Source organism: Caldisphaera sp. (assembly GCF_049974385.1).
Taxonomy (GTDB): domain Archaea; phylum Thermoproteota; class Thermoprotei_A; order Sulfolobales; family Acidilobaceae; genus Caldisphaera.
Genome location: NZ_JBMFIW010000011.1, coordinates 2851 through 26990 on the forward strand (window position 1 = coordinate 2851; position 24140 = coordinate 26990).

The window sequence follows — 24140 nt, forward strand, 5'->3', positions numbered from 1 at the left end:
ATTACTTTATAATTTCTTTTGCAGTTTCTCCAATTATTTTAATTCCTTCTTTAAGTTTATCTATGCTTGGATAACTAAAGTTAACTCTCATAGCATTTGAACCGCTTCCATCTGCAAAGAAGTTTCTTCCAGGAACGTATGCTACTCCTCTTTCAATAGCCTTTGGAAGCATTTCAGTAGTATCTACTTCTTTAGGTAAATACACAAAAGCAAAAAGGCCTCCTTTAGGTTTGTACCATTCTGAACCGCTTGGCATGTATTCTTCCAAAGATTCTATAAGTACATCCCTTTTCTTTCTATAAACTTTCCTAGCATTTTCTATTGTTTCATCAACTACGCCTTCCTTAATAGCATACATAGCAATATATTGAGACAAGGTGGATGAATGAAGATCAACTATTTGTTTAGCAAGTTCAACAGTTCTTGTAAATTGTCTTGGAGCAATCATATATCCTAATCTTAGACCAGGTGCAAGTATTTTACTAAAAGTGCCCATGTAAATTACTCTACCTTCACTATCTAATGTTTTCAAACTAGTAAACCTTTTATCAGTATCAAATACAAAGAATCCATACGGATCATCTTCTATAACTAAGATGTCATATTTATTTGCAATTTCTATTAATTGCTTTCTTCTATCATCGCTCATAATAACTCCAGTAGGGTTATGACTAGTTGCAACTGTATATATAGCTTTTATTTTTTTCCCTGAATCCTTTGCTTTTTTAATTTCCCTTTCTATCATTTCAACCTTCATTCCATCTTCATCTAGTGGTATTGAAATGAAGTTAGCACCAAAGAATCTAAAAGCATTTAGTGCTGCAAGGTATGTTGGTGCCTCAACTATAATATTATCTCCTGGATCAATTAATGATAAACCAATTAAATATATTGCTTCTTGGCTTCCAGTTGTTACTGCAACTCTATCATCTTCGTTAACCTTAACCCCTTTTGAAAGTGCAAATGATGCAACGGCATTTCTAAATGGTGTAACACCTAAAGTTGGTGAGTATTGTAATGCATTATCTCCTAAATCTTCAAGAACTCTTTTTGCTATATCTGCTAGCTGCTGTTTTGGAAAAACTTCTGGTCCAGGTAAGCCTCCGGCTAAGCTTATTATATTTTTACCTTCTGTTAATGTTAGGATTTCTCTGATTTCAGAAGGCTTCAAAGATTGTGATCTATAAGATATTTTACCTGAGTAATCTACCAACTTTTTTGCACCAAAGTTAATAGGTAAGAAAAGATTTAAATCTATTAATGATTAGTAAAACATTTTATATAAACTATATATAATGAACACATAGTGGGATACAGAAAACTGACCCATTTCAGTAAAAGATTAAAGCAGTTTTAATAATAAGATCAGAATGGGCCGCCGTAGCTCAGTAGGTAGAGCGCTGGCCTCGTATGTGCAAGACCGAAATCGCAGGGAAAGCCAGTGGTCGCGGGTTCAAGTCCCGCCGGCGGCTCTTTATAAAATGGTAAACGTTTTATTTTTGTAATATAGTACTTAAGTTGAGGTAAGAAAATGGCCACAAAACTGTTATTTCAAATAGATTCATATATGAAAGAATTTGAAGGGAAAGTTACGAAAATTGATGGAAACAAAGTTTATTTTGATCAAACAGCATTTCATCCGGGCCCTTTTGGAGGATTAGCGGCAGACGCAGGTTTTATTGAATTAAAAAAGAATGGTTATAAGATTAAAGTTATAGACGTTAAAATGGAGGAAAATGATGAGGTAGCTCATTATTTGGAAAACACTAATAATATTTCAATAGGTGATGAAATAAAAGGTTATATAGACTGGGAAAAAAGATATACTATGATGAAATTACATACTGCTAGCCATATACTTTCTTCTGTTATGTATAGCAAATATGGAACTAAGATAACAGGTGGTCATATAGATTATGAGTCAGCCAAAGATGACTTCGACTTAACTAATGTAAGTGATTGGAAGAAAGCATTACTAGATGCTGTGGAAGAAAGCAATAATTTAATTCAAAAATGTGTTGAAGTTAAGGTATATTGGTTGCCAAGAGAAGAAGCATTAAAGATTCCTGGGATTATTAAGCTTGCAGAAAAGATGCCTCCTAGTGTGGACAAGTTTAGAATAGTCGAAATAACAGGCATTGATATTCAAGCCGATGGAGGTCCTCATGTTAAAAATACATGTGAAATAGGCAAGATAAAAGTTATTAACGTTGAGAATAGAGGTAAAGTAAAGAAAAGAATATATTATACGGTAGGATGATTAAGTAATGATTTCAATGAATAAAGAAAAAAATGATGAGCTTTGGGCAAAAAAGCTTATAGATGAATGTATTAAGAATTATAAAAATAATAATGATGCAAAGGGTTACATTCCTACATGTTTAAGTGAATTAAAGGATCAAATAGAAAGGGGGGTTGCAAAAGAGAATATAATAAATTATATTTTAGACTTGAAAAAATTAGCTTCAGACTTGTTTAATAAATTGATATTTGAATATAATTTAGAATATCAATTACCTTTAAACGTAAATCCTGATAATGATGTGGCAGTTTATGTTTGGCCTTCAATATTATCAAATGGCAATAGTCTTAGACTATATTCTTTAACATTATATAATTGGTTTTCGTTTTCCTTTAAATCTGGAGACGGAAAAAGTGAATTAGAACCCATTACATTTATTTTTAACAAGAAAAAAGACAAATATAATTTATTAATGGCATATGCCAGAGTTCATTATGATTTATGTGAGTATAATGTGGATAAAATTAAAGATATAAAAATTGTATTCGCTAGATATGGTCATACTCCTTATATTTTAGGAGAAAATTATGTAAGAGTGAGATGCCCTAAGATAAAACATAATTCTGCAAGAACTGGAAGGAAATATTGGGATAGATTGTGGCTTATAGCTGGAAACATATTTACTAGAATTACTGGAATTAGGAAGATACAATTTAGATTTAAGAATAATTTGAGAACATATATCCTTGGTTGCTTACCTAAAACAATGAATAATCCATTTAAGAGTCCCATTTATCCTATACAATTCTTTTAAGCTATACTAATCACAAATTAAGGGGAAAAGAATTGCAAAATTATAAACTGATCGCGCCTAGAAAAATTAGAAAGGTTTGGATAATAACGTTCGAATATTCTCCTATAGTTAAAGTAGGTGGTTTGGGCGAGGCAGTATATCAATTTTCAAAAGCATTAAGTAAAGAAGGAATAGATGTAACAATTATAATGCCATCTCATGGTAGACATTTGGATTTATCGATTAGATCAAAATATAACTTTACTCCATTAAATTTTACAGCTTGCGGCGAAAGGATTGGTTTGGATGGGAAGAATTATAGTTATTGTATTGGAGCCGAAGAAGCTAATATTAATGGAATTAAAATAATATTATTTAAAGGGCTTGATTATTCTACTGGAATAATTTTCGATTCATGGAATGTTTATTCTAATGTAGAAGAAAAATCAGCATTGCTTACAAGATCAGTAAAAATATTGGCATGGCATGAAAATCCAGCCGATTTAATCCATATAAATGATTGGCATACAGTATTACCTGGAGTTGCGTTGAGAGATGAGCTTGAAAAAAGAGGCATTTCAGTACCATTGGTTTATACTATACATTTATCAGGTTCCCCTAATTTTCCCTGGCATTACGCGTCAGACAAGTGGGCAGGTTTAGATAACAACTATCATAAAATATGGAGGGTTTCTAAACATGAACCAATACAATATGAAAAACTTTGGAATCAGTTAAATGGTAATGTAGAAGCTTTTGGTGTTTATGTATCAGATTATATTTCAACAGTGAGCAGATCTTATTTAAGGGAAGAGCTTTTTTCTAGATATGGTGATTGGATCGAAGGAAAGTCATGTGTTGTATATAATACAACAGATTGGGATATAAAAAAAGTTGAAAAATGGATTCAAGAAAAGTATGGTTTTGTCGGAAAAGAAATTGCATGGGATATTATCAAGGAATATATTAGAAATTCAAGTTGGACTGGCTATGATATATATGATTCCTCTAAGGCTATAATGCTGGTTGTAGGAAGGCTTACATCTCAGAAAGGAATAGATTTGGCTATAAGGGCCTTGGACTATGCACCCTCAGTAAATCTGGTTATACTTGGAGTATCAGTAGGAGATTACGGCTATGAACAATACATTAAACATTTGTTGGAAGAAAGAAAAGGAAGAGCAATAATAACTACAACTAAAATCAACGAAGATGCTTACAAAGCATTATTTAGAGTTTCCGCATCTTTGGTAATGCCTTCAAGATGGGAGCCTTTTGGATTAGTTGCTATAGAGTCATTATCTCAAGGGACTCCTGTCATAGCTAATTCAGTAGGCGGATTAAAAGAAATAATTGATGATATTAGAGGTGGCAAAGGCAATGGTATACTCGTTAAACCTGAAGATACTTATGAGCTTGGATTAGCCATGGAATCTTTTGCAAATCTAATGTGGTTTGAGAATTTTAATAACATACCTATAGACTCAATTAGGGATTTTGTTTTAAAAAATAATATGCTTCCTGAAGAAATTAGAATTAATGCAATAAATAAGGTTGATAAAAATTTTAGGATTGATAACCAAATTGAGCAGTTAAAATCATGCTATGAAAAGGCAAGAATAATGTCTTATTATAGAACGTTATAACATAAATAAATTTTAATTCTTAATAACATTATTAAACAAGGTGCATGCCTTGGATATAGCTTTATTATTTGAAATGCATCAGCCAATTAGGCTAAAGAAGTTGCATGATTTTCCACCAACTTCGATACCTAATAATTTAAATGATATTTTTGATAATCACAATAACAAAGTAATATTGAATAGAGTTATAGAAAAAACTTATAGATACGCAACAAAAATTATAAAAAATAATATAGAAAAATATAATGGATTTAAAGTTAACTTTAGCATATCAGGGGTTTTATTAGAACAACTTAAAGAAAGCAACAAGGATGTGATTAAACTATTCCAGGACTTAGCTAGCTCAGAAAGAGTGGAATTTTTGGCTCAAACTTATTATCATTCATTATCATGGTTTATTGACAAAAAAGAATTTTATGATCAAATAAAGATGCAAGCAGATTCAATCCAAGAAGATATAGGTTATAAACCGAAATCTGCAGAAAACACAGAATTTATATACAATAATGACATAGGTTGTTTTTTAAAAGACATGGGATACGAAGTTGTAGTTACTGAAGGAGTCGATTATATATTAAACGGTAGATCATCAAATAAAATATATAAGAATCCATTATGCGATCATAAAATTGTTCTCAGAAATTACAGGCTAAGCGATGATATAGGTTTTAGGTTTAGCAATAAAAACTGGGAGGAATACCCTTTGACAGCGGAAAAGTATTCTTATTGGATTAATTCAACCCCTGGAGATTTTTTGCTAATAGCAATAGATTATGAAACCTTTGGAGAACATCATAATCCTTCTACAGGCATATACGAATTTTTAGATTATTTACCAAAAGAAATATTAAAATTTAATCATTTAAAATTTGCAAATATTAGTGAAGCAAAAGAAGCTCAGGATTATTATGATGTACCTCCATGGAGAACAATTAGTTGGGCAGATGAAAGAGATTTAAGTGCATGGTTAGGAAATCCTTTGCAAAGGGATGCATTTAATTCTCTTAGGAGGCTTTATTATTATTCAAAAGCTCTTGGAGGTAAAATATTAGATACATATAGGAAATTAACTATTAGTGATCATTTATATTATATGGCAACAAAATACGGTCCAACGGGAGATGTACATAATTATTTTAACCCTATGGGAGGATATGAGAAAGCCTTTCATTCATTTATAACAGCGTTAGATCTGCTCGGGTTAAAGATTAAAGAGGAGGTTAATGAGAAATTGTGTGATTTTCTAAGGTATATGGTATTACCCGATGAGCTATGTTTTTATTTTAACGATAATGGTAAAAATTTAGGTAGAGCATGTTCTTTATCGGAATTTTTAAAAATAACTAAAAATTTACCAAAGAATTATGCGGAAAAACATAGAGAAGACATTAACAGATGGCTATTGGATACACTTATGATAAGAAATGTAGATGAGGTTTTAAGAAAATGTCCCAATATTATTAAAAATTAACAATTATAAAATTTTTAGATATTAAATTTAGAAAGTTTTTCCATGAATATTTAAATTAGTCCTCTTTACGCATTAACGTCATACGCCTTTGATTATATTTGCTAGAGATTTTCTCTAAATAGTTTTTGATCATGATATCAGTTTCTACTAAAAATGCTTCTTGGGGGGTCATTCCGTTTTTTTCTATGTAATACCTAAATGGGAGCTGCTTCATAAGAAATTCACTTTCTTTTATGAAATAATTAAGTTGATTTAAAAATAAATGAACATACCTATCTGCATATAGATCTATACTGCCGGGATAAGAGCCAGAATATTGGTCACTTTCTAGTAAATCTTTATTTTTTATAAGTTCAAGTGCTACTTCTGAGCCAAATTCAAGCATTTTCATAACTAATTTCCATCCTCTAGTTCCGTAATAGTTTGCTTCACCTTCATATTCTTCTCCTTCCTCACCATTATTTCCATAAATATATTGTCCTAGTATATCTGGATTTGATTTATTAAAATTATCATATTCTGTTTCAAATTTCTGCTTCATTTTTTCAATGATATCGTTACTATTATAAAACCTTATCCTTAATGTACTTGTCCATGGAATAGATTCCCAGATATAATGCCATGAACCTTTTTTGCTAGATATCTCTTTAAAATCCTTCACTAAAAAGTAGACAAAATTTGCAAAAACCTTTCTTATCATTTCAGGATCATTGTTTTTTATCTCTAAATTAATCTCTAGCCATCTCAATTTAAACCCTATTGGCTATTTGCAAAACCTTTTTCTTATAATTTTATATATATTTTCATATATTTGAAATAGTCTAAAATTTAACGAAATTTTCATATATCAAAATTAGACTAAAAATGATAAACTAACTGTGTTTAATATTGATGCATCATAAATACTAAAGTTTATAATTTGAAATAGATAAATTATTTATGTAGGTGAATATGATTGGATCAAGGAAAAATAATAAAAATAGCTATACCTTCAGATGATGGGGAAACTATGTCTGATCATTTTGGAAGATCTCTTGGCTTTTTAGTTTATCATGTGGATTTATCGAGTAATAAAGTTATTAATAAAGAGTTCAGGAAAAGAAGTTATGCGGAAGATTTTCATGGCCATCGTAAACATCATCATGGACATGAAAATGATAATGAAACTTCACCTGAAGAAGCAAGGAGACATTTAGATATTTTAAATGCGATTAAAGACGTCGATGTAATTATAACGGCGGGTATGGGTCCTAGAATGGTATCAGCGTTTAGGTCTTTAAACAAAACAATAATTATTGCATACGACGTTGATCCTGATAATTTGATAAACGAATATATTAAGCAATATATTAAAACATAACAAAAGTTGTAATCAATATTTTAAATATTGAAATCTTTTGATCGTTTTAATAAAATTTAGCAATTATTATTTCTTGGATTATGCAGCAAATATTCCTTCTTCCATAACATATTTTTCCTTGGCTAAATCCATCATTCTTTTAGTGAATAATATAGCAAATATTATAACAACTATGCCAAACAAAAATGAGGCCCAAGCAGCTAATGTAATGTTACCTTCATATGTCCAAATATCTATTAATTTCATTAATCCATGTCTTACCTCTAAATTGTGACCATTTAAATTAAGCCAATATTCGCCTATCATTAATCCTCCCCATGCACTGTTTATTGTAGATGTAAGACCACTGATCATATATGGAAACGTTGACGGAAGTATAATATACCTCATTTTTTGCCAATAACTTAAATTAAAATTATCCATGACCTCCCAATATTCCTGAGGTATTGCCTTTATTCCAAGCCATAATGCATAAAATATATAATAAAATGTACTTAAAAATCCCAGTAATAATACAAAAAATTCAACAGATAAATAGTTTAAAAATCTTACTATTATCGCATAAGTTGCTGCATAAATTATTGGAAAATAAACGGGAGGAGGATATGCGGCAACAACCTGAATAACTGGAATTGCTATTGCTTCGGCTTTTTTATGCAACGCTAAATAATAAGCAGCAAATAGGGAAATTAGAAAAGAAATTACGGCAATTAAACTTACTCTTATATAATCATATGCTAAATTTATTAATATGTACAATGAGTTATTTAGTAAATAAATCCAAAGTTTGTACGTTGTTGATATTAATATACTAAAGACCCCATATATTAGCAAAGACAGGATAGCTAAACCTACTATAGCACCTAAAATTCTATAAATTAAGTTTCCGCTTTCTTTTTCTTCTTCTAATTTCTTTAATCTTATCGTTCTTCTCATGGGAGAAGATAAATATCTGGTGGTAATGTTACCTATTCTTCTAGCAGGAGTTGTTAATGGGGAATAAAACTTTGCTAAATACTTAGGTCTATTATATCTTGGTATAGGTATTTCGCTCTCTAATGAATACTTTGCGACTGCATGCTTTGCAAATTCTCTTAGACCAAAAATTGTTATAGCAACTACAATACCTAGGATTATCAATGAAAAATAAACTAGTTTTAGAGAATTACTATTTATTAGATTTACAATTAGCGAACCAATACCGAAGACATGAAATGATGTTGTGCCAACAATAAATACCTCACTTACTGTAATATAGAAAAAGCCATCGGTAAATGAAGGTATCAAATTTGCAGCAATTCTGGGTATCGAGAATGGTATGTATAAATTCCTAAGTTTATCAATTAAACCCATCCTTAGATTTTCGATAGCCTCTAGCATCGGTAATGGAACTGTTTTAAAAGCTTGATAGATGGCCATCCAAATATTCCAAACAACTGCTGTAAAAATTAAGAAGTCTGCCGACAATTCAGCCCCTATATAGCCGCCAATATGATATATAAAGAATACCAAGACAACAGGGAAAAATGAAATGACAGGAACCGATTCTAATATCTCGTTTAAACCTATATATATGCTTTCAAACAATTTACTCTTTATTGAAATATACCCAAAAATCCAGCCTGTAACTATTGATAATAAAATTAATCCAAATACTCTCCCAGTAGAAGCTAATGTCGCTAATATGATTAATTCATAGATGTTCATTATCTCTACCTTGATGGAATAGTATAATCGTAAAGCATGTCAGTATATTCAAAAAACTTAGGATCTCTTGGATTTCTTGGTCTGTCCAAATCTATTTTAACTTTACCTATAACTGTAGCAGGACGTCCATTTATAATATAAACAAAATCAGATAATTCAACAACTTCATTTAAATTATGTGAAACTAGAACAACTCCCTTAAGAGTAGTATTTACATTGAAAAGGATATCATAGAGCTCCTTTCTAAGAGATTCTGCCGTTAATTCGTCTAAATGAGCGAAAGGTTCATCCATAAGTAAAATAAGAGGGTCTGCTGCTAATGCTCTTGCTATAGCAACCCTTTGTCTCATACCACCGCTAAGTTCTTTAGGATAAAAATTTTCAAATCCTTCCAAACCAACAGTCTCCAACATTTGCTTAGCTATTTCTCTAGCAGTGTTTCTAGGCAGATTTCTATGCTTTAGACCAAGCATTACATTTTCAAGGGCAGTCATCCAGGGAAAGGTTACTATTGATTGATGTACTAGCATTATTTTTGGAGTTGGTTTAGTTATTTTTTGTTTAAGTAAATAGATATTTCCTTCCGTTGGTTTTAAAAATCCTCCTAAGACTCTAAGCAAGGTTGATTTTCCAACCCCAGAGGGACCAATTATAGAAACTATTTGATTTTCTCTTACCTCTAAGTTTATATGATTGAATATAGTACGATTGTTATATGCAAACGCAACATCAATAGCTTCTAAAACTGTTCCAACTCATCCGCCCCTCTGTTTTTGCCTTTTGAAACAAATGGTTCTGGGTTTAAATTTCTAATCCTAAGAACATATAATTAAATAAATCATTTAATGCATTTTATATTTAAAACGTGAGTCTTCTTTAAGTTATTTAGAAACAAGTTTTCCTTCTCTGAATAAATTAATTGCTTCCTTTTCGTCTTTTTCGTTAGTGTAATAAACTTCTATCCCATATGCCTTTAATGCTAGCAAACTCTCATTACCAGCATATATAATTGCATTAACTCCTTTATCTCTTAACATTTGTGAAACGTTACTAACATTTCCTCTTGCTAGATTAATGTTATCTATTATCGATTCTATATTCATATCTGGTGTGCTCAGGATTTTAATTCTTTTAATTTTTTCTATGCTATCTGCTACCATGCTGTTTTCATCTTCAAATATAGCTAGCTTCCACTTTCCTGTATATGAACCAGGTTCAATGTGAATTGAAACGTATAATAATGATGGTATTTCTTTTCTTAATTTCTCCTCAACTATATCTGCCAGCTTATCCGCATCTTTAACACTAAAAGCTGGTGGCGCTTCTAGATGCATGGCAACAAATAGGAATGGGCCAGCTTTTCTAACTTTTATTTCATGGACTCCAATAACATTCTCTATGCTTAATACAATTTTTCTTATATTTTCTGTTGCTTTCTCATCTCCTCTATCTAACAATGTAAGAACAGAATCCTTACCGATTTGATATGACTGTAACAAGATATATCCTCCAATGCCAATGCCTATTATTTCAGGTAGATAAATTATGTTAAACCATTCACCAATTATTCCTATTATTACTGCAATACTAGTTAAAGCATCTTGTAATGAATGTACTCCTTCTGCATTAATTGCATCTAATTTGATTCCAGGAGTAGAGAGCAAATATCTCGTCAACCAATATGTTACTAATGCTGATACCAATTCTACACTAATTAATAACATTGGCATACTAATTTTACCTTCTTTTGTGAAAACGGATTGCATGATTATATCAAATCCAGCATAGGCTATTGCTACAGCAACAAACAAAGAGGCTAGGTTTTCGGCTTTATACAAACCAAAAGGGTATTTATCGGAAGGATATTTTTCCGCAAAGAATAGGCCAATATATACAACAAATCCGGTTAAAGAATCAGCTATATTGTGTATTCCATCAGCAAATATTATCAAGCTAGCAAAAGTTATACCCAGTAAAATTTTTGATATAGCTAGGATTATGTATATTAAGGCTGCTATGAATGATCTTTTCTTACCTTCAGTAAAGCTAACCAATAGTTTTGGCCCTCCCATATAATTTTTATTTTTCCTTTGAGATTAAATATGTAAATAAGGATTTAAATTATAACATTTTTAATATAGCCTAAACATTTTGAAATTTGAAGGCGAACTTTAATATTTTTTTAACGTTTTCATAAGTATCGATAGAATCTATTTCGTTTTTATCAAACCATCTTCCATTTTTAAGTTCTCCGTCTATAAATTTAACTAAAAATATTAGATCATAATGCATATGTGTTTCATTGGGATATTTAACAGTTTCATACATTATTGCTATAGGTTTTGGTTCTTCTATGGCATCTTCTGATGATAAATTATTTTTCTCACCTATAACTTCAACATTTAAACCTGTTTCTTCTTTAAATTCTCTAATAGCGGCTTCTCTGGGTGTTTCGTTAGGTTCTACATGACCTCCAGGATATAACCACTTATTAAGTTTTTCATGATAAATAAGCAAAACTTTATCCTTTTCAATAAGTATACCACCTGAGACAATACATTTTTTCATATTTTTCACCAATAAGAAAGAAGTTTTAGTGAACTTAATCTATTCTCTTCTATTTTACGTTAAAACTTTATTGCTATTTTTGTTGTCTGTTTATAAGTAAACGAATAAATAAAATTAAAGAAAACTAAATGTTTTCAATATTTTAATAAATGTTTAAGGATTTATTTAGATTTGAAACAATATTTTAATAATTTTTTAAAAATAATTTTAAATGAATTTGCTAATTAGCTCTAAGTTAAATTTTTATTCGAAAAGTTAGAATTTTTGTAAACATCGTAAAATATTTAATATTTTAATAGCTTACAAAAGCTTATATTTACAAGGAATTTAATTTTTTTTGGGGAAAATAAATGCTTAGTGAAGTACTAATAGCTCTACTTGAAATATCGTTAATAATGTTGTTTGCTGCGTTGATGGGGAGTATATCAGTTAAATACAGGTTTCCTAAGGTTGTAGGTGAACTTTTGATAGGTATCCTAATATCTCCCTTTTTAATTGGGGGTTTTATAAATAAAATCATTAACATAAATCTCTTCAGCATTAATAACTATGTGCTTTTATTTTCAGAATTTTCAGTAATTTTGCTTATATATTCAAGCGGATTAGAATCTGGCATATTATCATTAAAATCATCTGGCATATGGGGAATAATGGGGGCTATTTTTGGTGCAACTGTGCCGTTTATTTTTGGTACATTTTTATTAAAATTTTTTGTCGCTTTTAATGTAGCTATAATTATGGGATCTGCTTTAGGTGCCACAAGCCTTGCAGTTGTTTCATCATTGATCAAAGAATTGAATTTGAAAGGAAAAGGAATAGATTTTATTTTAACTGCTGGGGCATTTGATGATGTAATTTCACTAATTATTTTATCAGTTGCATTGGCAATAAGTACGTTAGGAGGTTTTAGCTATGCTCACATAATAAGGATTGTGTTTTTTTACAGTATTGCATGGGGTATTATATTTGCTACATCTGTTTTTATAATACCTAAAATATTTAATAAGATTAATGATAAATATGCTTTTGAAGCCTCTTTAGTAACCATTTTCGGTTTGACAGCAATTATGACTACCCTAGGTTTTTCTCCAATAATAGCTGCCTATATTGCTGGAGTATCGATGGCAGAAAGCAAAAAGGTTACAATTTTAAGAAAAAATATAGATGATTTGTTAAGCATATTTGGATCAATATTTTTTGTTGTTGTAGGTTTAGAGGTCAATTTGATTAATCTATCGTTTTTAGGGGTATTTTTAAGCCTTTATTTGACTGCTATAGCTATAGTTTTTAAGATTTTCGGGATCTATCCTTTTGCATTTATTACCACTAAAAATCATAAATCAAGTTTTGCAATTTCAACAGGTATGATACCAAGAGGTGAAATAGGATTAGTAGTGGCTAATGTAGGATTAACCTATTCTATATTGAATAATGTTGAGTTCTCGTCTATAGTTTTAATGTCGCTGCTTACATCGATTATAGGTGCTTTGATTTTTAATAATATATATCATTATATTAAATAATATTAAATAAAAAATAATTTATAATAAATTAATGGAAATTCCTATTACAAAACATTAGATATTGTTTAAAAATTTTTATGAATTAATACATTTTATTTTTGAATAAAAACAAATAATATTGTTTTAAAAATATATGCAGGAATAGAAGAATTAGAATATAAGGGCTTTTTGATATAATAAATAACAGGTGAGCAATAATCACTTCAATAAAAAAAGCGTTGATACCCATAGGAGGCTTAGGGACAAGACTCTATCCTTTAACAGTTGATACATCTAAACCTATGGTTAGGTTTTTAAATAATTTTCTTATAGATTTTACATTATCTGAACTAGCATATAGAGGAATTAATGAGGTATTTTTGGGAGTAAGTGGTTTTTATAATTACAGAGATGTTTATGATCATCTTGGAGAAAGATTTAGAATTAAAATTGAAGGTGAAAATAAAATAATAAAAATAAGATATCAGCCAAACGAGGATAGTATTGGTAATGCTCACTCGGTAAAAATAATGGTCGATTATTATGATATTTCTGACGATGTATTAATAATTCAAGGTGACACGGTAGCAAGTATTAATGTTAACAATTTATATAAATATCATCAATCTAGCGAAGCCTTTATGACAATAGTATTGAAAGAAATAACTGACCCAGAAAAATTAAAGCAATTTGGTGTAGCAAAAGTTGATGAGAACATGAAAATTGAAAACTTTATTGAGAAGCCTAGCAATCCTAAAGAGTTGCCTTCTAGACTAGTAAACACGGGAATTTATGTATTATCGAAGGATTTTGTTAAATTTTTGAAGTCTTCAGAGTTTAATGAGATGCTTAAACAAGGAAAAGGAGATTTTGGAAAGGATGTAATACCATACCTTATTTTTAAGAAATATAAAGTTATGGGTTATGTTAGTAATGGTTATTGGTTTGATGTAGGAACTTTAGATAGTTTTATGGAAGCATCATATTATCTTTTGAACAATATAGAAAAAGAAAGACTTGATGTAGAAACCACATATAAAAATGTATATATGCAAGGAAAGAGTAAAAGGTCAAAAAATGATCACATAGAACTAATTGAAAAGATAGCAACAAATAAAGTTGAGTTTGAAGGAAAGAATTTAATTGGAAGGCATGTAAAAATAGGAGAGAATGTAAAAATGTTTTCATCTGTCGTGGATAATTATACTGTAATAAAAGGTGAAAATGAAATCAGAAATTCCATTATTATGGATAGAAGTCTTATAGAAAATGGTGCTATTATAGAAAAAAGTATAATTGGAAGGCATGTAAAAATAGGAGAGAATGCAAAAATAATTAATAGTCATTTAGGCAACAATGTTATAATTGGAGATGAAACTCAGATAATCAATTCTAGTATATGGCCTCATAGAACTATAGAATCAAAATCTATTATATCTGATAAGAAAATAATATAGAAAGCCATAATTTTAGTTGATTAATTTTATTGAAAAAATTAATTTTTATAGAAATTTTATATCGCAATATCAGTCTAATAGCAATAAAAAATTTAACAAAAATTAATTTATTCAAGCCTTTAATTAAAAATATTTTATTGATTTTTTAGACTTGATAGCATTTGACTAGCTTTTTTGGCTGCTTCTTTTATATTATCTGCAGAAACGTTGAATATTAGATTAGATTTCTTTTCTTTCAATCTAAACCTATGTTCTCCATTTAAATAATATTCTTCAATTAATTCAAATTCATACTCGTTCATTTTAACCCCTAATATATATAATGTTCTAATCTTATATAAGATTAATAGGAGGGTGAGAGTTCATGGAAAGAGTTCCGGATATAAGAGTTGAACCTCCAGGACCTGAGGCTAGAAATATAATAGAAAAAGATCAAAAATTGTTAATGCAATCATACGTTAGATGGTATCCTTTAGTTATAAAGACAGGTCATGGAGCTGTTGTAGAAGATGTTGATGGCAATAAGTATGTGGATATGAATGCTGGCATTGCGGTTATGGCTTTAGGCCATAACCATCCCAAGGTTGTTGAGGCAATAAAACGTGAAGCAGAAAAGTTACAGCATTATTCTTTAACCGATTTTTATTATGAAGAGGCTGTAAGAAGTGCAGAAAAACTATTGTCTGTTGTTCCAATAAAAAATGGAAGAGTATTTTACACAAATAGTGGAACTGAAAGCATAGAGGGGGCTTTGAAAATAGCAAGATATTATCATGAAGGTAAAAGACAATATATTATTGCATTTTTAGGGGCATTTCATGGAAGAACAATGGGTTCATTATCTTTAACTGCAAGCAAAGCACATTATAGGGAACATTATGCGCCATTAGTTCCAGGAGTAGTTCACGTACCATATCCTTATACATATAGATGTCCTTTTAATACTGATGATCCTAAGGAATGTGGTCAATCAGTTTTAGATTATATTGAAGATTGGATATTTACTAAGTTAGTTGAGCCAACGGAAGTTGCTGCAATATTTGTTGAACCAATACAAGGAGAAGGTGGCTATATAGTTCCTCCAGACAACTTCTTACCAGGTTTAAGAAAAATAGCAGATAAGTATAAAATACTTCTTGTTGATGATGAAGTTCAATCAGGTATTGCTAGGACAGGAAAATGGTTTGCAATTGAGAATTGGAATGTAGTTCCAGATATTATAGCTATGGCTAAAGCTATAGGCGGAGGATTGCCATTAGGAGCTATAGTTGCAAAGAGTGAAGTTATGGATTCAATGAAGAAAGGAAGTCATGCAAATACTTTTGGAGGAAATCCAATAGCATTGGCAGCTATGGAAGCTGTTATAGATACTATAAAGGAAGAAAAATTAACAGAAAGAGCTTCAAAGCTTGGTGATATGGTTATCAAATACTTTAATGATCTTAAAGAAGAATTAGAAATAATAGGAGATGTTAGAGGGAAAGGTTTAATGATTGGTGTGGAACTTGTTAGAAATAAAAAGACCAAAGAACCTGCATCAAAAGAATTGGGTAGAATTCTTGAGAAATCATTTAAGCGTGGTGTTTTAGTAATAGGCTCTGGTGTTTCATCAATAAGAATAGCTCCGCCATTAGTAATAGAAGAAGACTTACTTGCTAAAGCTATTGAGATTGTTGGAGATATATTAAAGGAGGAAAATAAAAACCTTTGAAGAGGGAAGATTTTGGATCAAGATATAAAAAATAAAATTTTATTTTTATTAGAAAAAAATGAAGGTCTTACTTTTGATGAGATAAAAAAATTACTAGATTGGAAAGGAGATTCAAGACCTCTAAGAATGGCATTATCTGAACTAGTTAGAGAATCTAAAGTCGAAAGAACACCAAATTATGATAGAAAGAGAATGGTCTTTAAGAAAGTGAAGAATAATGGATAAAATGTATGGATTAAAATTGATTAGCATTATTGCATTTTCTTTATCTATCATATCATTTATTTTATCTATCATAGCATATATTAAGTTTAACTCGCTAGCATATTTGGGAATTTCATTTTTTTGGATTTTATTATCTATAATATCAATATTATTGGGCAGAGTTTCCAATAATAAAGTAGGCAGATGATGAATACCTTTTAACATAACCCATTTTTTCCAAATTCTTTAGTATTTTTCCTGATGTTTTATTAGATGTACCAAAGTATTTAGAAAACTCCTTAATAGTTATGTATTTCTTATTAAAGCTACTCAATTCTCTTGCTATTAAGTTCAAATTTAATGTTACTTTTAGATATTCTTTTTTCATTATATCACCTGATTTCAGGTAACCTTTTATATTGGTGAGTGTCAGAATAACAAAGGTAAAGAAGGTGAAACGAAAGTGACAGGGAACAATAAAATATATACAAAATATAAGAAGTTAATTGAGCTATTAAACTTAAGGCAATTAGACGTTTATAGAATAGAAGGAAAAGATGGTAAGATAAAAGAAATAATAAGATTGCTAGATCCTACCACAAGAAAAGTTGCGAATGTTGATCTTAATACCGTAAGAGAATCTCTTAACTATATTGAATTTCTAAACAAAATAAAAGAAGGCGCATTAAAAGAGGGCATAAGTATAAATGATAGAGTCTGGAATAGTACATTAAAACTATTAAATAAAAATAAGTAATTTTTAACATGATTCTATATATTTAAATTCAAGGTTGCAACTAAATATATATACTTTTAAAATACAAAAATAATTGGGCATTAGATATGAGGATAGCGTTAGTTTATGATGAGGGCCAAAATTTGAAACCACTAGATGAAGGCGAAATATTAGCTATTATAGATGAAGAGCAAGAAGTTGTTGAGCAATATGAAAATCCTGGATTTAAGATAGGTAAAGATGTAACAATGGACGCAATAATACAATTAGGTGCTCAAGCTATTATAGTAAAGCATGGTTATTTAGATCAGAAATCATACGATTTATCTAAGGGTCATCTTGCCTATATGTTGATAGATCAATACAATACATTAACTGAAATAATTGAAAATTTAGATGATGTTAAATCATTGGCAGTCGAGGAATTAAATGGGTTATAATTAATTTATTTCTATTACAAGGATAAGTTTGCTATTATTTAATTAGACTCATTTTCAAATAATCTTATTTCCCTCCAATTAGGATTAAAAAATTGGGTATCATATATGCGTTCGTTTAAATTAAACAATACAGTCATTGTTATTAAAGTAGGCGACATAACTCAAGAAGAGACCGAAGCCATAGTTAATCCAGCAAATTCTTATTTAATTATGGGAGGAGGAGTTGCAGGAATTATAAAAAGGAAAGGAGGAAATAAAATTGAAGAAGAAGCACTTAAATATGCTCCAATAGATATTGGTAAAGCAGTTTTAACTAGCGCAGGAAAGTTAAAAGCAAAATATGTTATACATTCTCCTACAATGCAATATCCAGGGCAAATTACGACAGAAACCAATGTTAGATTAGCCATAAAGGCTGCGTTAAGATTAGGATTAGAAAACAAAATAAAATCTATAGCTTTTCCTGGTATGGGGACTGGAGTAGGGGGAATTCCTTATAATTTAGGGGCAAAGATTCTTTTAGAAGAAATAAAACAATTTATTGAAAAAAACGATAATTTTGATATGATAAAATTAATAGCTTATGAAAAAGAGTTTTATAATGAGCTGGAAAAATATGCAAACTCTATTTTAATAAACGAATTATAGTTTGAAATAAATTATTTTTATTTTAACTCTATACTATTTACAAAAATTAGAAATAAGGGGACAGAGTTGAAAAGTGAGAACTATAAGTTTAAGTGCATTAAATGTGGTTATGAGACTGAAAAAGAAACATTCTTTTGTCCTAAGTGTGGAGGTCTTATGCAAATAGTTTATGATGATTTTAAATGGATTGTCAATTCAAATACTCCATCGATTTGGAGGTATAGATGTATGCTTCCAAGAAGTTGGAAAATTATAACTATGAACGAAGGCTTAACCCCTATAAAAAGGATTAACGGTATTTTGAGTAAGTTAGAAACTAATAATCCGACAGGGGTTTATACTGACAGAGCTTCCTCTTTATTATTATCTTTATTTAATCATAATTTCATTGAAACTATTTATGAAGAAGATTTTACTATTTCCCTTTCACATTATGCTAGAAAAGCTGGAGTAAAATTAAAAGTAAAAGTAATACCAGATCAAGCTGATCCACAAGATCTCATTATTATAGCTAGACTTGGTTCAGAAATACTATTTACGGAAAAAAATGATAAATATGGATTAGTTTATGAAAATCCATATACAATTGAAGGATTAAAGACGATTTCTTATGAAATTTATGAAACAAAACCAAAAGTAGACAAAATATATGTGCCAGCGCAGTCTGGTATTTTAGTTTACGCAATAGCTAAAGGATTTCAAGAGTTAAAGGAAATAAGAAACGATTTTAAAGAATATGAAATAATAGCTGTTAAGTTACGTTATGCAAATTTGCCAGATATTTTAAATTATTCTAAGTATAAAATTAAAATTTCTGAGGTTTCATCAAAAGATGCTTTGGAATCTATAATTGATTTGTCTAAAAAGGGTCTAAACTTAAAGCCTCTAGCCTCAGTTGCGTATTCCATGGCAAAGATTGAAAGTGATGGAATAGCAATTATTACTGGAAAAAGAAGAATCTATATGTCTGATGCAATAAAATATACAGAGTTAAGGAAGGACATTATAAATTTGTTTTCAGATAATAAAAAAAGAACTGCATATGAAATTTGGAATGATTTAGGAAAGTATTCATTGAAAGGCGTATACAAATCACTTATCATGATGGTGAATAGCGGTGAATTGTGTGAAGATTTTATGCTAAAAGGGCAAAGGAAAATAAAAGTTTATTGGAAGTGCAATGATTGAAGTTTCATCAGAATATCACACAGAGAATTTATTTTTATAGCATTGTATTTTTTAAGTAAACTTTCATCAATTGGTACACGTATATCACCATTTGTTAAATATATTGTCTTTATTTTTGCCTCACTGAATGAAATGATATCATATATGGTATCCCCAACAGCGAAAATTATATCTTCAGGTCTTAATGAAGACTTTTCTAAGGCTAAAATTGTAGGTTCTGGATCAGGCTTTCCTCTAATAACATCATCGCCAGATATTAAAATATCTGGATTAATATTAATTTTTTCTAATACCTTTAAGGCAGTAATTTTTAATGATGAAGTTACGATAAGTATCTTTACTTGGTTCTTTTTAAGAGTATTTAATAGCTGTATAGCGCAAGGCATTGGTTCAGCGTATTTCATAATATAAGGTGCAAAAATAGAACTTTTAATTTCTAATAACCTTTTTGCAAGTTCATTCTTTTGGTTAATATCATTTATTCCTGCTTTTTCTATTAAAAAAAGAGCTATATCCATAGCTCTTTTACCTAATAAAGATTCCATATCTATTTTTAATTTAAAGCCTAATTGTTTTAGAGAAAGTTCCCAGGCTATTTTGTGGGCCTTAGCTGTACTAGCTAGCGTTCCATCTAAATCAAACACGGCTCCTTTCAATTTCAATCCCTATAGTATCCGATAGTAGAAAAATATAAACACAAATTTTATATTTTACAGAAATAAAAATTATTTAAGGGATAGAATATTTAAATTAAACAAAGAGAGTGCAAAAAATGCCAAAAGAAAGAAAAAAGATGTTAAAAGGCATAATTTCATTAATGATATTAAAGATGCTTTATGAAAAGCCTATTCACGGTTATGAAATTAACAAAGAGATTTCCTCGAAAATAGGAGAAGAGCTTTCTCCAGGTTATGTTTATGTTTTGTTAAAGGTTATGTCTAATAAAGGTTTGATAAATGCAAAAAGAGAAAGTAATAGTAGAGGTCAAAAGCTTACAGAATATTATATAACAGATAAAGGAATAGATTTCCTTAGAAAACATAAAAATGTTTTAGAAAAAGGTAGATTAATGATTGATGAGATATTAAATACTATAAATAAGATTGAAAAACAGACATGACACTAAGTTACTTTATAATTTCTTTTGCAGTTTCTCCAATTATTTTAATTCCTTCTTTAAGTTTATCTATGCTTGGATAACTAAAGTTAACTCTCATAGCATTTGAACCGCTTCCATCTGCAAAGAAGTTTCTTCCAGGAACGTATGCTACTCCTCTTTCAATAGCCTTTGGAAGCATTTCAGTAGTATCTACTTCTTTAGGTAAATACACAAAAGCAAAAAGGCCTCCTTTAGGTTTGTACCATTCTGAACCGCTTGGCATGTATTCTTCCAAAGATTCTATAAGTACATCCCTTTTCTTTCTATAAACTTTCCTAGCATTTTCTATTGTTTCATCAACTACGCCTTCCTTAATAGCATACATAGCAATATATTGAGACAAAGTACTAGGGTTTATGGCTGTTATTGTTATCATTGATTCTATGGCATCAGTTATAATTTTGTTTGCTATAATATATCCTAATCTTAGACCAGGTGCAAGTATTTTACTAAAAGTGCCCATGTAAATTACTCTACCTTCACTATCTAATGTTTTCAAACTAGTAAACCTTTTATCAGTATCAAATACAAAGAATCCATACGGATCATCTTCTATAACTAAGATGTCATATTTATTTGCAATTTCTATTAATTGTTTTCTTCTATCATCGCTCATAATAACTCCAGTAGGGTTATGCGCCGTAGGATTTGTATATATGGCCTTTACCTTATTTCCATCATTTATAGCTTTCTTAATATTATATTCAAGGTTATCTACCTTTAATCCATCTTCATCAATATTAATAGGAAGTGGTTTAGCCTTAACGAATTTTATTGCATCAAGAGCACCTGCAAATGTTGGAGATTCAACTACTATATAGTCTTTAGGGTTTAATATTGAAAAGAATGTATAGTATATGCTAGACATCCCACCTGGGGTAAGAATAAGTTCGTCATATTCATTCATAACTATTCCCTTATTAATTAAATAATCTTTTATAGTTTTTCTTACATAGCTCAACCCAGTTGCTGGAGTATATTGCAATGCAGCTTCTCCTTCATTAATTATTGATTCATGCAATATTTTAGAGATTTTCTTGTGTTGTAAGGGTTCGGATCCTGGATATCCAAATGCCATATTTATTTTGATATCAGTATTTAACATTTCATAAATATCCATTCTTAGCACCTGTCTCGTTGTAGTTGGAAAAATAGTGGTATATAATTTTTATTTAGTTTTTTCTTAACAGATTAAGTTGTATTATAATATTAACTAAAATTATGTTTAGTAATTTTTATATTTTGTTTAACCTAGGTATACCTAACAAATATAATCCTTCATCTAACGTATTTTTTACTAATTCAACCAATAACGCTTTCCCTTCTTTGATTCCATAATCGTTTTCTCTTATAACACTATCGTTTTCATACCACTGGTTAAATTGATCAGATAATGAAACTAAATAACTAACTAGATCTTCGGGTGATAAATCATCAGCAGCTTTTGCTGCAATTAATGGGAACTTAAGTGCTTTTATTAACATCGATCTTCTTAATTTATGATTAATTGTATCATTTTTAATTGCATCATAATTTATTTTGCCGTGTTTTTCTAATATATTCAATGCTCTAACATATGTATATTGTAAATAAGGACCGCTGTTTTCTCTTAAATTAATAGCCTTGGATATGTCGAAAGTTAATGGTTTCATAGAATTTAGTTGAACCATGGAAAACCTCAATGTTCCAATTGCTATCTTTTCTGCTATCTCGTTTGCACTATCGTTACTTATATTTGGATTTCTATTTTTAAGCTCTTCTACAGCCTTATTTTTAATATCTTCTATAACTTCATCCAGGGTAACATATTCTCCTCTTCTACCATGCATTGACTTTCCTGGAAGCCTAACAATTTCATAATCATAATGGATTAGATTTAGAGCCTCTTTTTTAAAACCAAGACCTAGTAATGCAAGCCTAATTTGTAACTGTGGTAATCTCTGATCTGCTCCTATTACATTAATAACTTTATCAGCTTTTGTTTCATTAAATTTATAAATAGAATATGCAATATCTCTTGTAGTATATAGTGTTGATCCATCACTTCTTCTTAATATTAAAGGAGGCAATTCAAATCCTTTTGGCAAGTTTATTATTTTTGATATTTGTTGATCATTCTTTACTAACTCGTTTATTATAGAAGGAATATCTAAAGCATCGGCATCTTTAAATTTTGTAAAATATTTGTTATTTTTTGCTAAGTTTATTACATTATCAACCAAACCATTCCATACTATGTCGCTTTCCCAGTCCCAATTATCAAAGTTAATATCTAGTTTATTTAAAGTATCCATAAATCCATTTAAAACGCTTTTTGTCATTGATCTTATTAATGATTTTTCTGGATCCAAACCTTTTTCGTAATTTAGCATAATATTTGAAATTTCTTTTTCTGGATCACTTAACGAGCTTAAGCCTGAAAATAGCTTATCAAAGAGATTGCTAGGATCTTGCGATTTTAGTTTTGTTAAAACAGCTGCAAGCTTTTCAGCTTCCTCCATATTATTTTTCTTCTTGGCTTCTAAAGCATCTAATGTTGTGCTGGAAACAGCATATATCCAACCGACTAATTTGTCAGGTTTTATGTTAACTCTTTTAGATAGTTCAAGTGGGTTTTCATTAATTATCTTAAATCCTAGAGCAGCAATAACTACCTGTCTTCCCATATCATCGATATAGAATCTTCTATTAACTTTATGTCCTCTAGCACTTAATAGCCTTGAAAGTGTGTCTCCAATACAAGTATTTCTTGTATGTCCCATATGCAAAGGGTGAATAGGATTCGCACTAGTATGTTCAACAACTATTGTTAATTGTTTATCTGATTTCTTAGTTTTTATAACCCCTCCATTTTTTACATAGTCTATAATTTTCTCAAATAATCTTTCTTCTTTAAATTTAAAATTTAGAAAACCAGATACTGGTTCTATATCAACTAATTTTAAGTTATTGCTGTCTAAATTATTATAGATTTTAAATATTAGATCTTCAGGTTTATTTAGAAATCTTTTTATAGGAAAAGAGAAGTCGGCATATTCTTCTTTTACCGGTTCCATTAAGAATCTGAAAACCTCTTCTTGATTTACTTTTAATTCATTTGATATTGTGTCTGCTATTATATCTATAGTCTTTACAAATGGATTATCCATTTTCTATTCCTCTTATTCTAATTAGTTTATAGTAGATATAAATATTATCAGAATTTTAATTATTTGAAACACAATTTATAAATTTCTTTTGCATTTAAATTAATACAATTCTATATTTCAGCGTTAATGATATGTGGAAACAAATATATAGGTGCACAT

General features: G+C 29.7%; 25 protein-coding genes and 1 tRNA gene. 15 read left to right on the forward strand and 11 right to left on the reverse strand.

The genetic code is table 11. The features are described from left to right. Position 1: 1 nt before the first annotated feature. Entirely contained in the window at positions 2 to 1213 is a 1212-nt protein-coding gene (locus ACP5GV_RS04020) for a PLP-dependent aminotransferase family protein (RefSeq protein WP_428089539.1), read from the reverse strand. Positions 1214 to 1374: 161 nt separating this feature from the next. Here ACP5GV_RS04020 and ACP5GV_RS04025 point away from each other — a divergent pair. From ACP5GV_RS04025 to ACP5GV_RS04045, 5 genes are all read left to right on the forward strand, one after another. Next, positions 1375 to 1472, forward strand: a tRNA-Thr gene (locus tag ACP5GV_RS04025). Positions 1473 to 1531: 59 nt separating this feature from the next. Next, positions 1532 to 2260 (forward strand): alanyl-tRNA editing protein AlaX, encoded by a 729-nt coding sequence (locus tag ACP5GV_RS04030; RefSeq protein ID WP_428102391.1) that lies wholly within the window; start codon positions 1532 to 1534, stop codon positions 2258 to 2260. 16 nt (positions 2261 to 2276) lie between these two features. Beyond that, positions 2277 to 3056 carry a hypothetical protein gene (locus ACP5GV_RS04035; RefSeq protein WP_428102393.1) on the forward strand — a complete coding sequence of 260 codons (780 nt, stop codon included), beginning with the start codon at positions 2277 to 2279 and terminating at the stop codon, positions 3054 to 3056. Between the two features lie 32 nt (positions 3057 to 3088). Next, positions 3089 to 4681 (forward strand): glycogen/starch synthase, encoded by a 1593-nt coding sequence (locus tag ACP5GV_RS04040; RefSeq protein ID WP_428068923.1) that lies wholly within the window; start codon positions 3089 to 3091, stop codon positions 4679 to 4681. 49 nt (positions 4682 to 4730) lie between these two features. Next, entirely contained in the window at positions 4731 to 6152 is a 1422-nt protein-coding gene (locus ACP5GV_RS04045; protein ID WP_428102395.1) for a glycoside hydrolase family 57 protein, read from the forward strand. 55 nt (positions 6153 to 6207) lie between these two features. Here the strand turns inward: ACP5GV_RS04045 and ACP5GV_RS04050 are convergent, their stop codons facing one another. Further along, complete coding sequence (locus ACP5GV_RS04050) at positions 6208 to 6900, reverse strand: hypothetical protein (RefSeq protein ID WP_428102397.1); 693 nt, start codon at positions 6898 to 6900, stop codon at positions 6208 to 6210. A 207-nt stretch (positions 6901 to 7107) separates the two neighbouring features. Here ACP5GV_RS04050 and ACP5GV_RS04055 point away from each other — a divergent pair, with 207 nt between their 5' ends. Then, on the forward strand, positions 7108 to 7512 hold the full coding sequence (locus ACP5GV_RS04055) for a NifB/NifX family molybdenum-iron cluster-binding protein (protein ID WP_428102399.1): 405 nt from the start codon (positions 7108 to 7110) through the stop codon (positions 7510 to 7512). Between the two features lie 78 nt (positions 7513 to 7590). On the opposite strand, the gene ACP5GV_RS04060 is transcribed toward ACP5GV_RS04055, so the two are convergent. The 4 genes from ACP5GV_RS04060 to ACP5GV_RS04075 all read right to left on the reverse strand — a co-directional run bounded on the left by ACP5GV_RS04060 (position 7591) and on the right by ACP5GV_RS04075 (position 11787). Further along, entirely contained in the window at positions 7591 to 9219 is a 1629-nt protein-coding gene (locus ACP5GV_RS04060) for an ABC transporter permease subunit (protein WP_428102401.1), read from the reverse strand. Positions 9220 to 9224: 5 nt separating this feature from the next. Further along, the gene (locus ACP5GV_RS04065) at positions 9225 to 9920 is read right to left on the reverse strand and encodes an ABC transporter ATP-binding protein (protein WP_367117875.1); all 696 of its coding nucleotides are present in this window, start codon (positions 9918 to 9920) and stop codon (positions 9225 to 9227) included. A gap of 180 nt (positions 9921 to 10100) precedes the next feature. Next, on the reverse strand, positions 10101 to 11291 hold the full coding sequence (locus ACP5GV_RS04070) for a cation diffusion facilitator family transporter (RefSeq protein WP_428102403.1): 1191 nt from the start codon (positions 11289 to 11291) through the stop codon (positions 10101 to 10103). A gap of 70 nt (positions 11292 to 11361) precedes the next feature. Further along, positions 11362 to 11787: an NUDIX hydrolase gene (locus ACP5GV_RS04075; protein WP_428068913.1), complete on the reverse strand. Its 426-nt coding sequence runs from the start codon at positions 11785 to 11787 to the stop codon at positions 11362 to 11364. A gap of 350 nt (positions 11788 to 12137) precedes the next feature. Here ACP5GV_RS04075 and ACP5GV_RS04080 point away from each other — a divergent pair, with 350 nt between their 5' ends. Together ACP5GV_RS04080 and ACP5GV_RS04085 are read left to right on the forward strand one after the other, a co-directional pair. Then, positions 12138 to 13310, forward strand: coding sequence for a cation:proton antiporter (locus ACP5GV_RS04080; protein ID WP_428102405.1), 1173 nt, complete (start codon positions 12138 to 12140; stop codon positions 13308 to 13310). 218 nt (positions 13311 to 13528) lie between these two features. After that, the gene (locus tag ACP5GV_RS04085; protein ID WP_428102407.1) at positions 13529 to 14746 is read left to right on the forward strand and encodes a sugar phosphate nucleotidyltransferase; all 1218 of its coding nucleotides are present in this window, start codon (positions 13529 to 13531) and stop codon (positions 14744 to 14746) included. Between the two features lie 134 nt (positions 14747 to 14880). Here the strand turns inward: ACP5GV_RS04085 and ACP5GV_RS04090 are convergent, their stop codons facing one another. Further along, positions 14881 to 15048, reverse strand: a complete 168-nt coding sequence (locus ACP5GV_RS04090; protein ID WP_428068909.1) for a hypothetical protein — start codon at positions 15046 to 15048, stop codon at positions 14881 to 14883. A gap of 62 nt (positions 15049 to 15110) precedes the next feature. On the opposite strand from ACP5GV_RS04090, the gene ACP5GV_RS04095 reads away from it, so the two are divergent. Together ACP5GV_RS04095 and ACP5GV_RS04100 are read left to right on the forward strand one after the other, a co-directional pair. Continuing rightward, positions 15111 to 16457: an acetyl ornithine aminotransferase family protein gene (locus ACP5GV_RS04095; RefSeq protein WP_428102410.1), complete on the forward strand. Its 1347-nt coding sequence runs from the start codon at positions 15111 to 15113 to the stop codon at positions 16455 to 16457. A 12-nt stretch (positions 16458 to 16469) separates the two neighbouring features. Continuing rightward, positions 16470 to 16682, forward strand: a complete 213-nt coding sequence (locus tag ACP5GV_RS04100) for a hypothetical protein (RefSeq protein WP_292319041.1) — start codon at positions 16470 to 16472, stop codon at positions 16680 to 16682. A gap of 148 nt (positions 16683 to 16830) precedes the next feature. Here the strand turns inward: ACP5GV_RS04100 and ACP5GV_RS04105 are convergent, their stop codons facing one another. Then, on the reverse strand, positions 16831 to 17049 hold the full coding sequence (locus ACP5GV_RS04105; RefSeq protein ID WP_292319040.1) for a hypothetical protein: 219 nt from the start codon (positions 17047 to 17049) through the stop codon (positions 16831 to 16833). Between the two features lie 75 nt (positions 17050 to 17124). Here ACP5GV_RS04105 and ACP5GV_RS04110 point away from each other — a divergent pair, with 75 nt between their 5' ends. The 4 genes from ACP5GV_RS04110 to ACP5GV_RS04125 all read left to right on the forward strand — a co-directional run bounded on the left by ACP5GV_RS04110 (position 17125) and on the right by ACP5GV_RS04125 (position 19673). Continuing rightward, the gene (locus tag ACP5GV_RS04110) at positions 17125 to 17418 is read left to right on the forward strand and encodes a hypothetical protein (protein WP_428068905.1); all 294 of its coding nucleotides are present in this window, start codon (positions 17125 to 17127) and stop codon (positions 17416 to 17418) included. An 86-nt stretch (positions 17419 to 17504) separates the two neighbouring features. Then, positions 17505 to 17837, forward strand: a complete 333-nt coding sequence (locus tag ACP5GV_RS04115; protein ID WP_292319038.1) for a hypothetical protein — start codon at positions 17505 to 17507, stop codon at positions 17835 to 17837. A gap of 105 nt (positions 17838 to 17942) precedes the next feature. Next, complete coding sequence (locus ACP5GV_RS04120; protein WP_292319037.1) at positions 17943 to 18485, forward strand: macro domain-containing protein; 543 nt, start codon at positions 17943 to 17945, stop codon at positions 18483 to 18485. A gap of 66 nt (positions 18486 to 18551) precedes the next feature. Beyond that, on the forward strand, positions 18552 to 19673 hold the full coding sequence (locus ACP5GV_RS04125) for a pyridoxal-phosphate dependent enzyme (protein WP_428068902.1): 1122 nt from the start codon (positions 18552 to 18554) through the stop codon (positions 19671 to 19673). Here the strand turns inward: ACP5GV_RS04125 and ACP5GV_RS04130 are convergent. Beyond that, positions 19652 to 20329 (reverse strand): HAD family hydrolase, encoded by a 678-nt coding sequence (locus ACP5GV_RS04130; protein ID WP_428089560.1) that lies wholly within the window; start codon positions 20327 to 20329, stop codon positions 19652 to 19654. The genes ACP5GV_RS04125 and ACP5GV_RS04130 overlap by 22 nt on opposite strands. Positions 20330 to 20445: 116 nt before the next feature. Between ACP5GV_RS04130 and ACP5GV_RS04135 the strand changes: the two genes are divergently transcribed. Further along, positions 20446 to 20793 (forward strand): PadR family transcriptional regulator, encoded by a 348-nt coding sequence (locus ACP5GV_RS04135; protein WP_428068898.1) that lies wholly within the window; start codon positions 20446 to 20448, stop codon positions 20791 to 20793. Between the two features lie 7 nt (positions 20794 to 20800). Here the strand turns inward: ACP5GV_RS04135 and ACP5GV_RS04140 are convergent, their stop codons facing one another. Continuing rightward, a complete protein-coding gene (locus ACP5GV_RS04140) occupies positions 20801 to 21952 on the reverse strand; it encodes a PLP-dependent aminotransferase family protein (RefSeq protein WP_428102413.1) in 1152 nt (383 codons plus the stop codon). Between the two features lie 115 nt (positions 21953 to 22067). Further along, complete coding sequence (locus ACP5GV_RS04145; protein WP_428102415.1) at positions 22068 to 23981, reverse strand: arginine--tRNA ligase; 1914 nt, start codon at positions 23979 to 23981, stop codon at positions 22068 to 22070. Positions 23982 to 24140 lie beyond the last annotated feature (159 nt).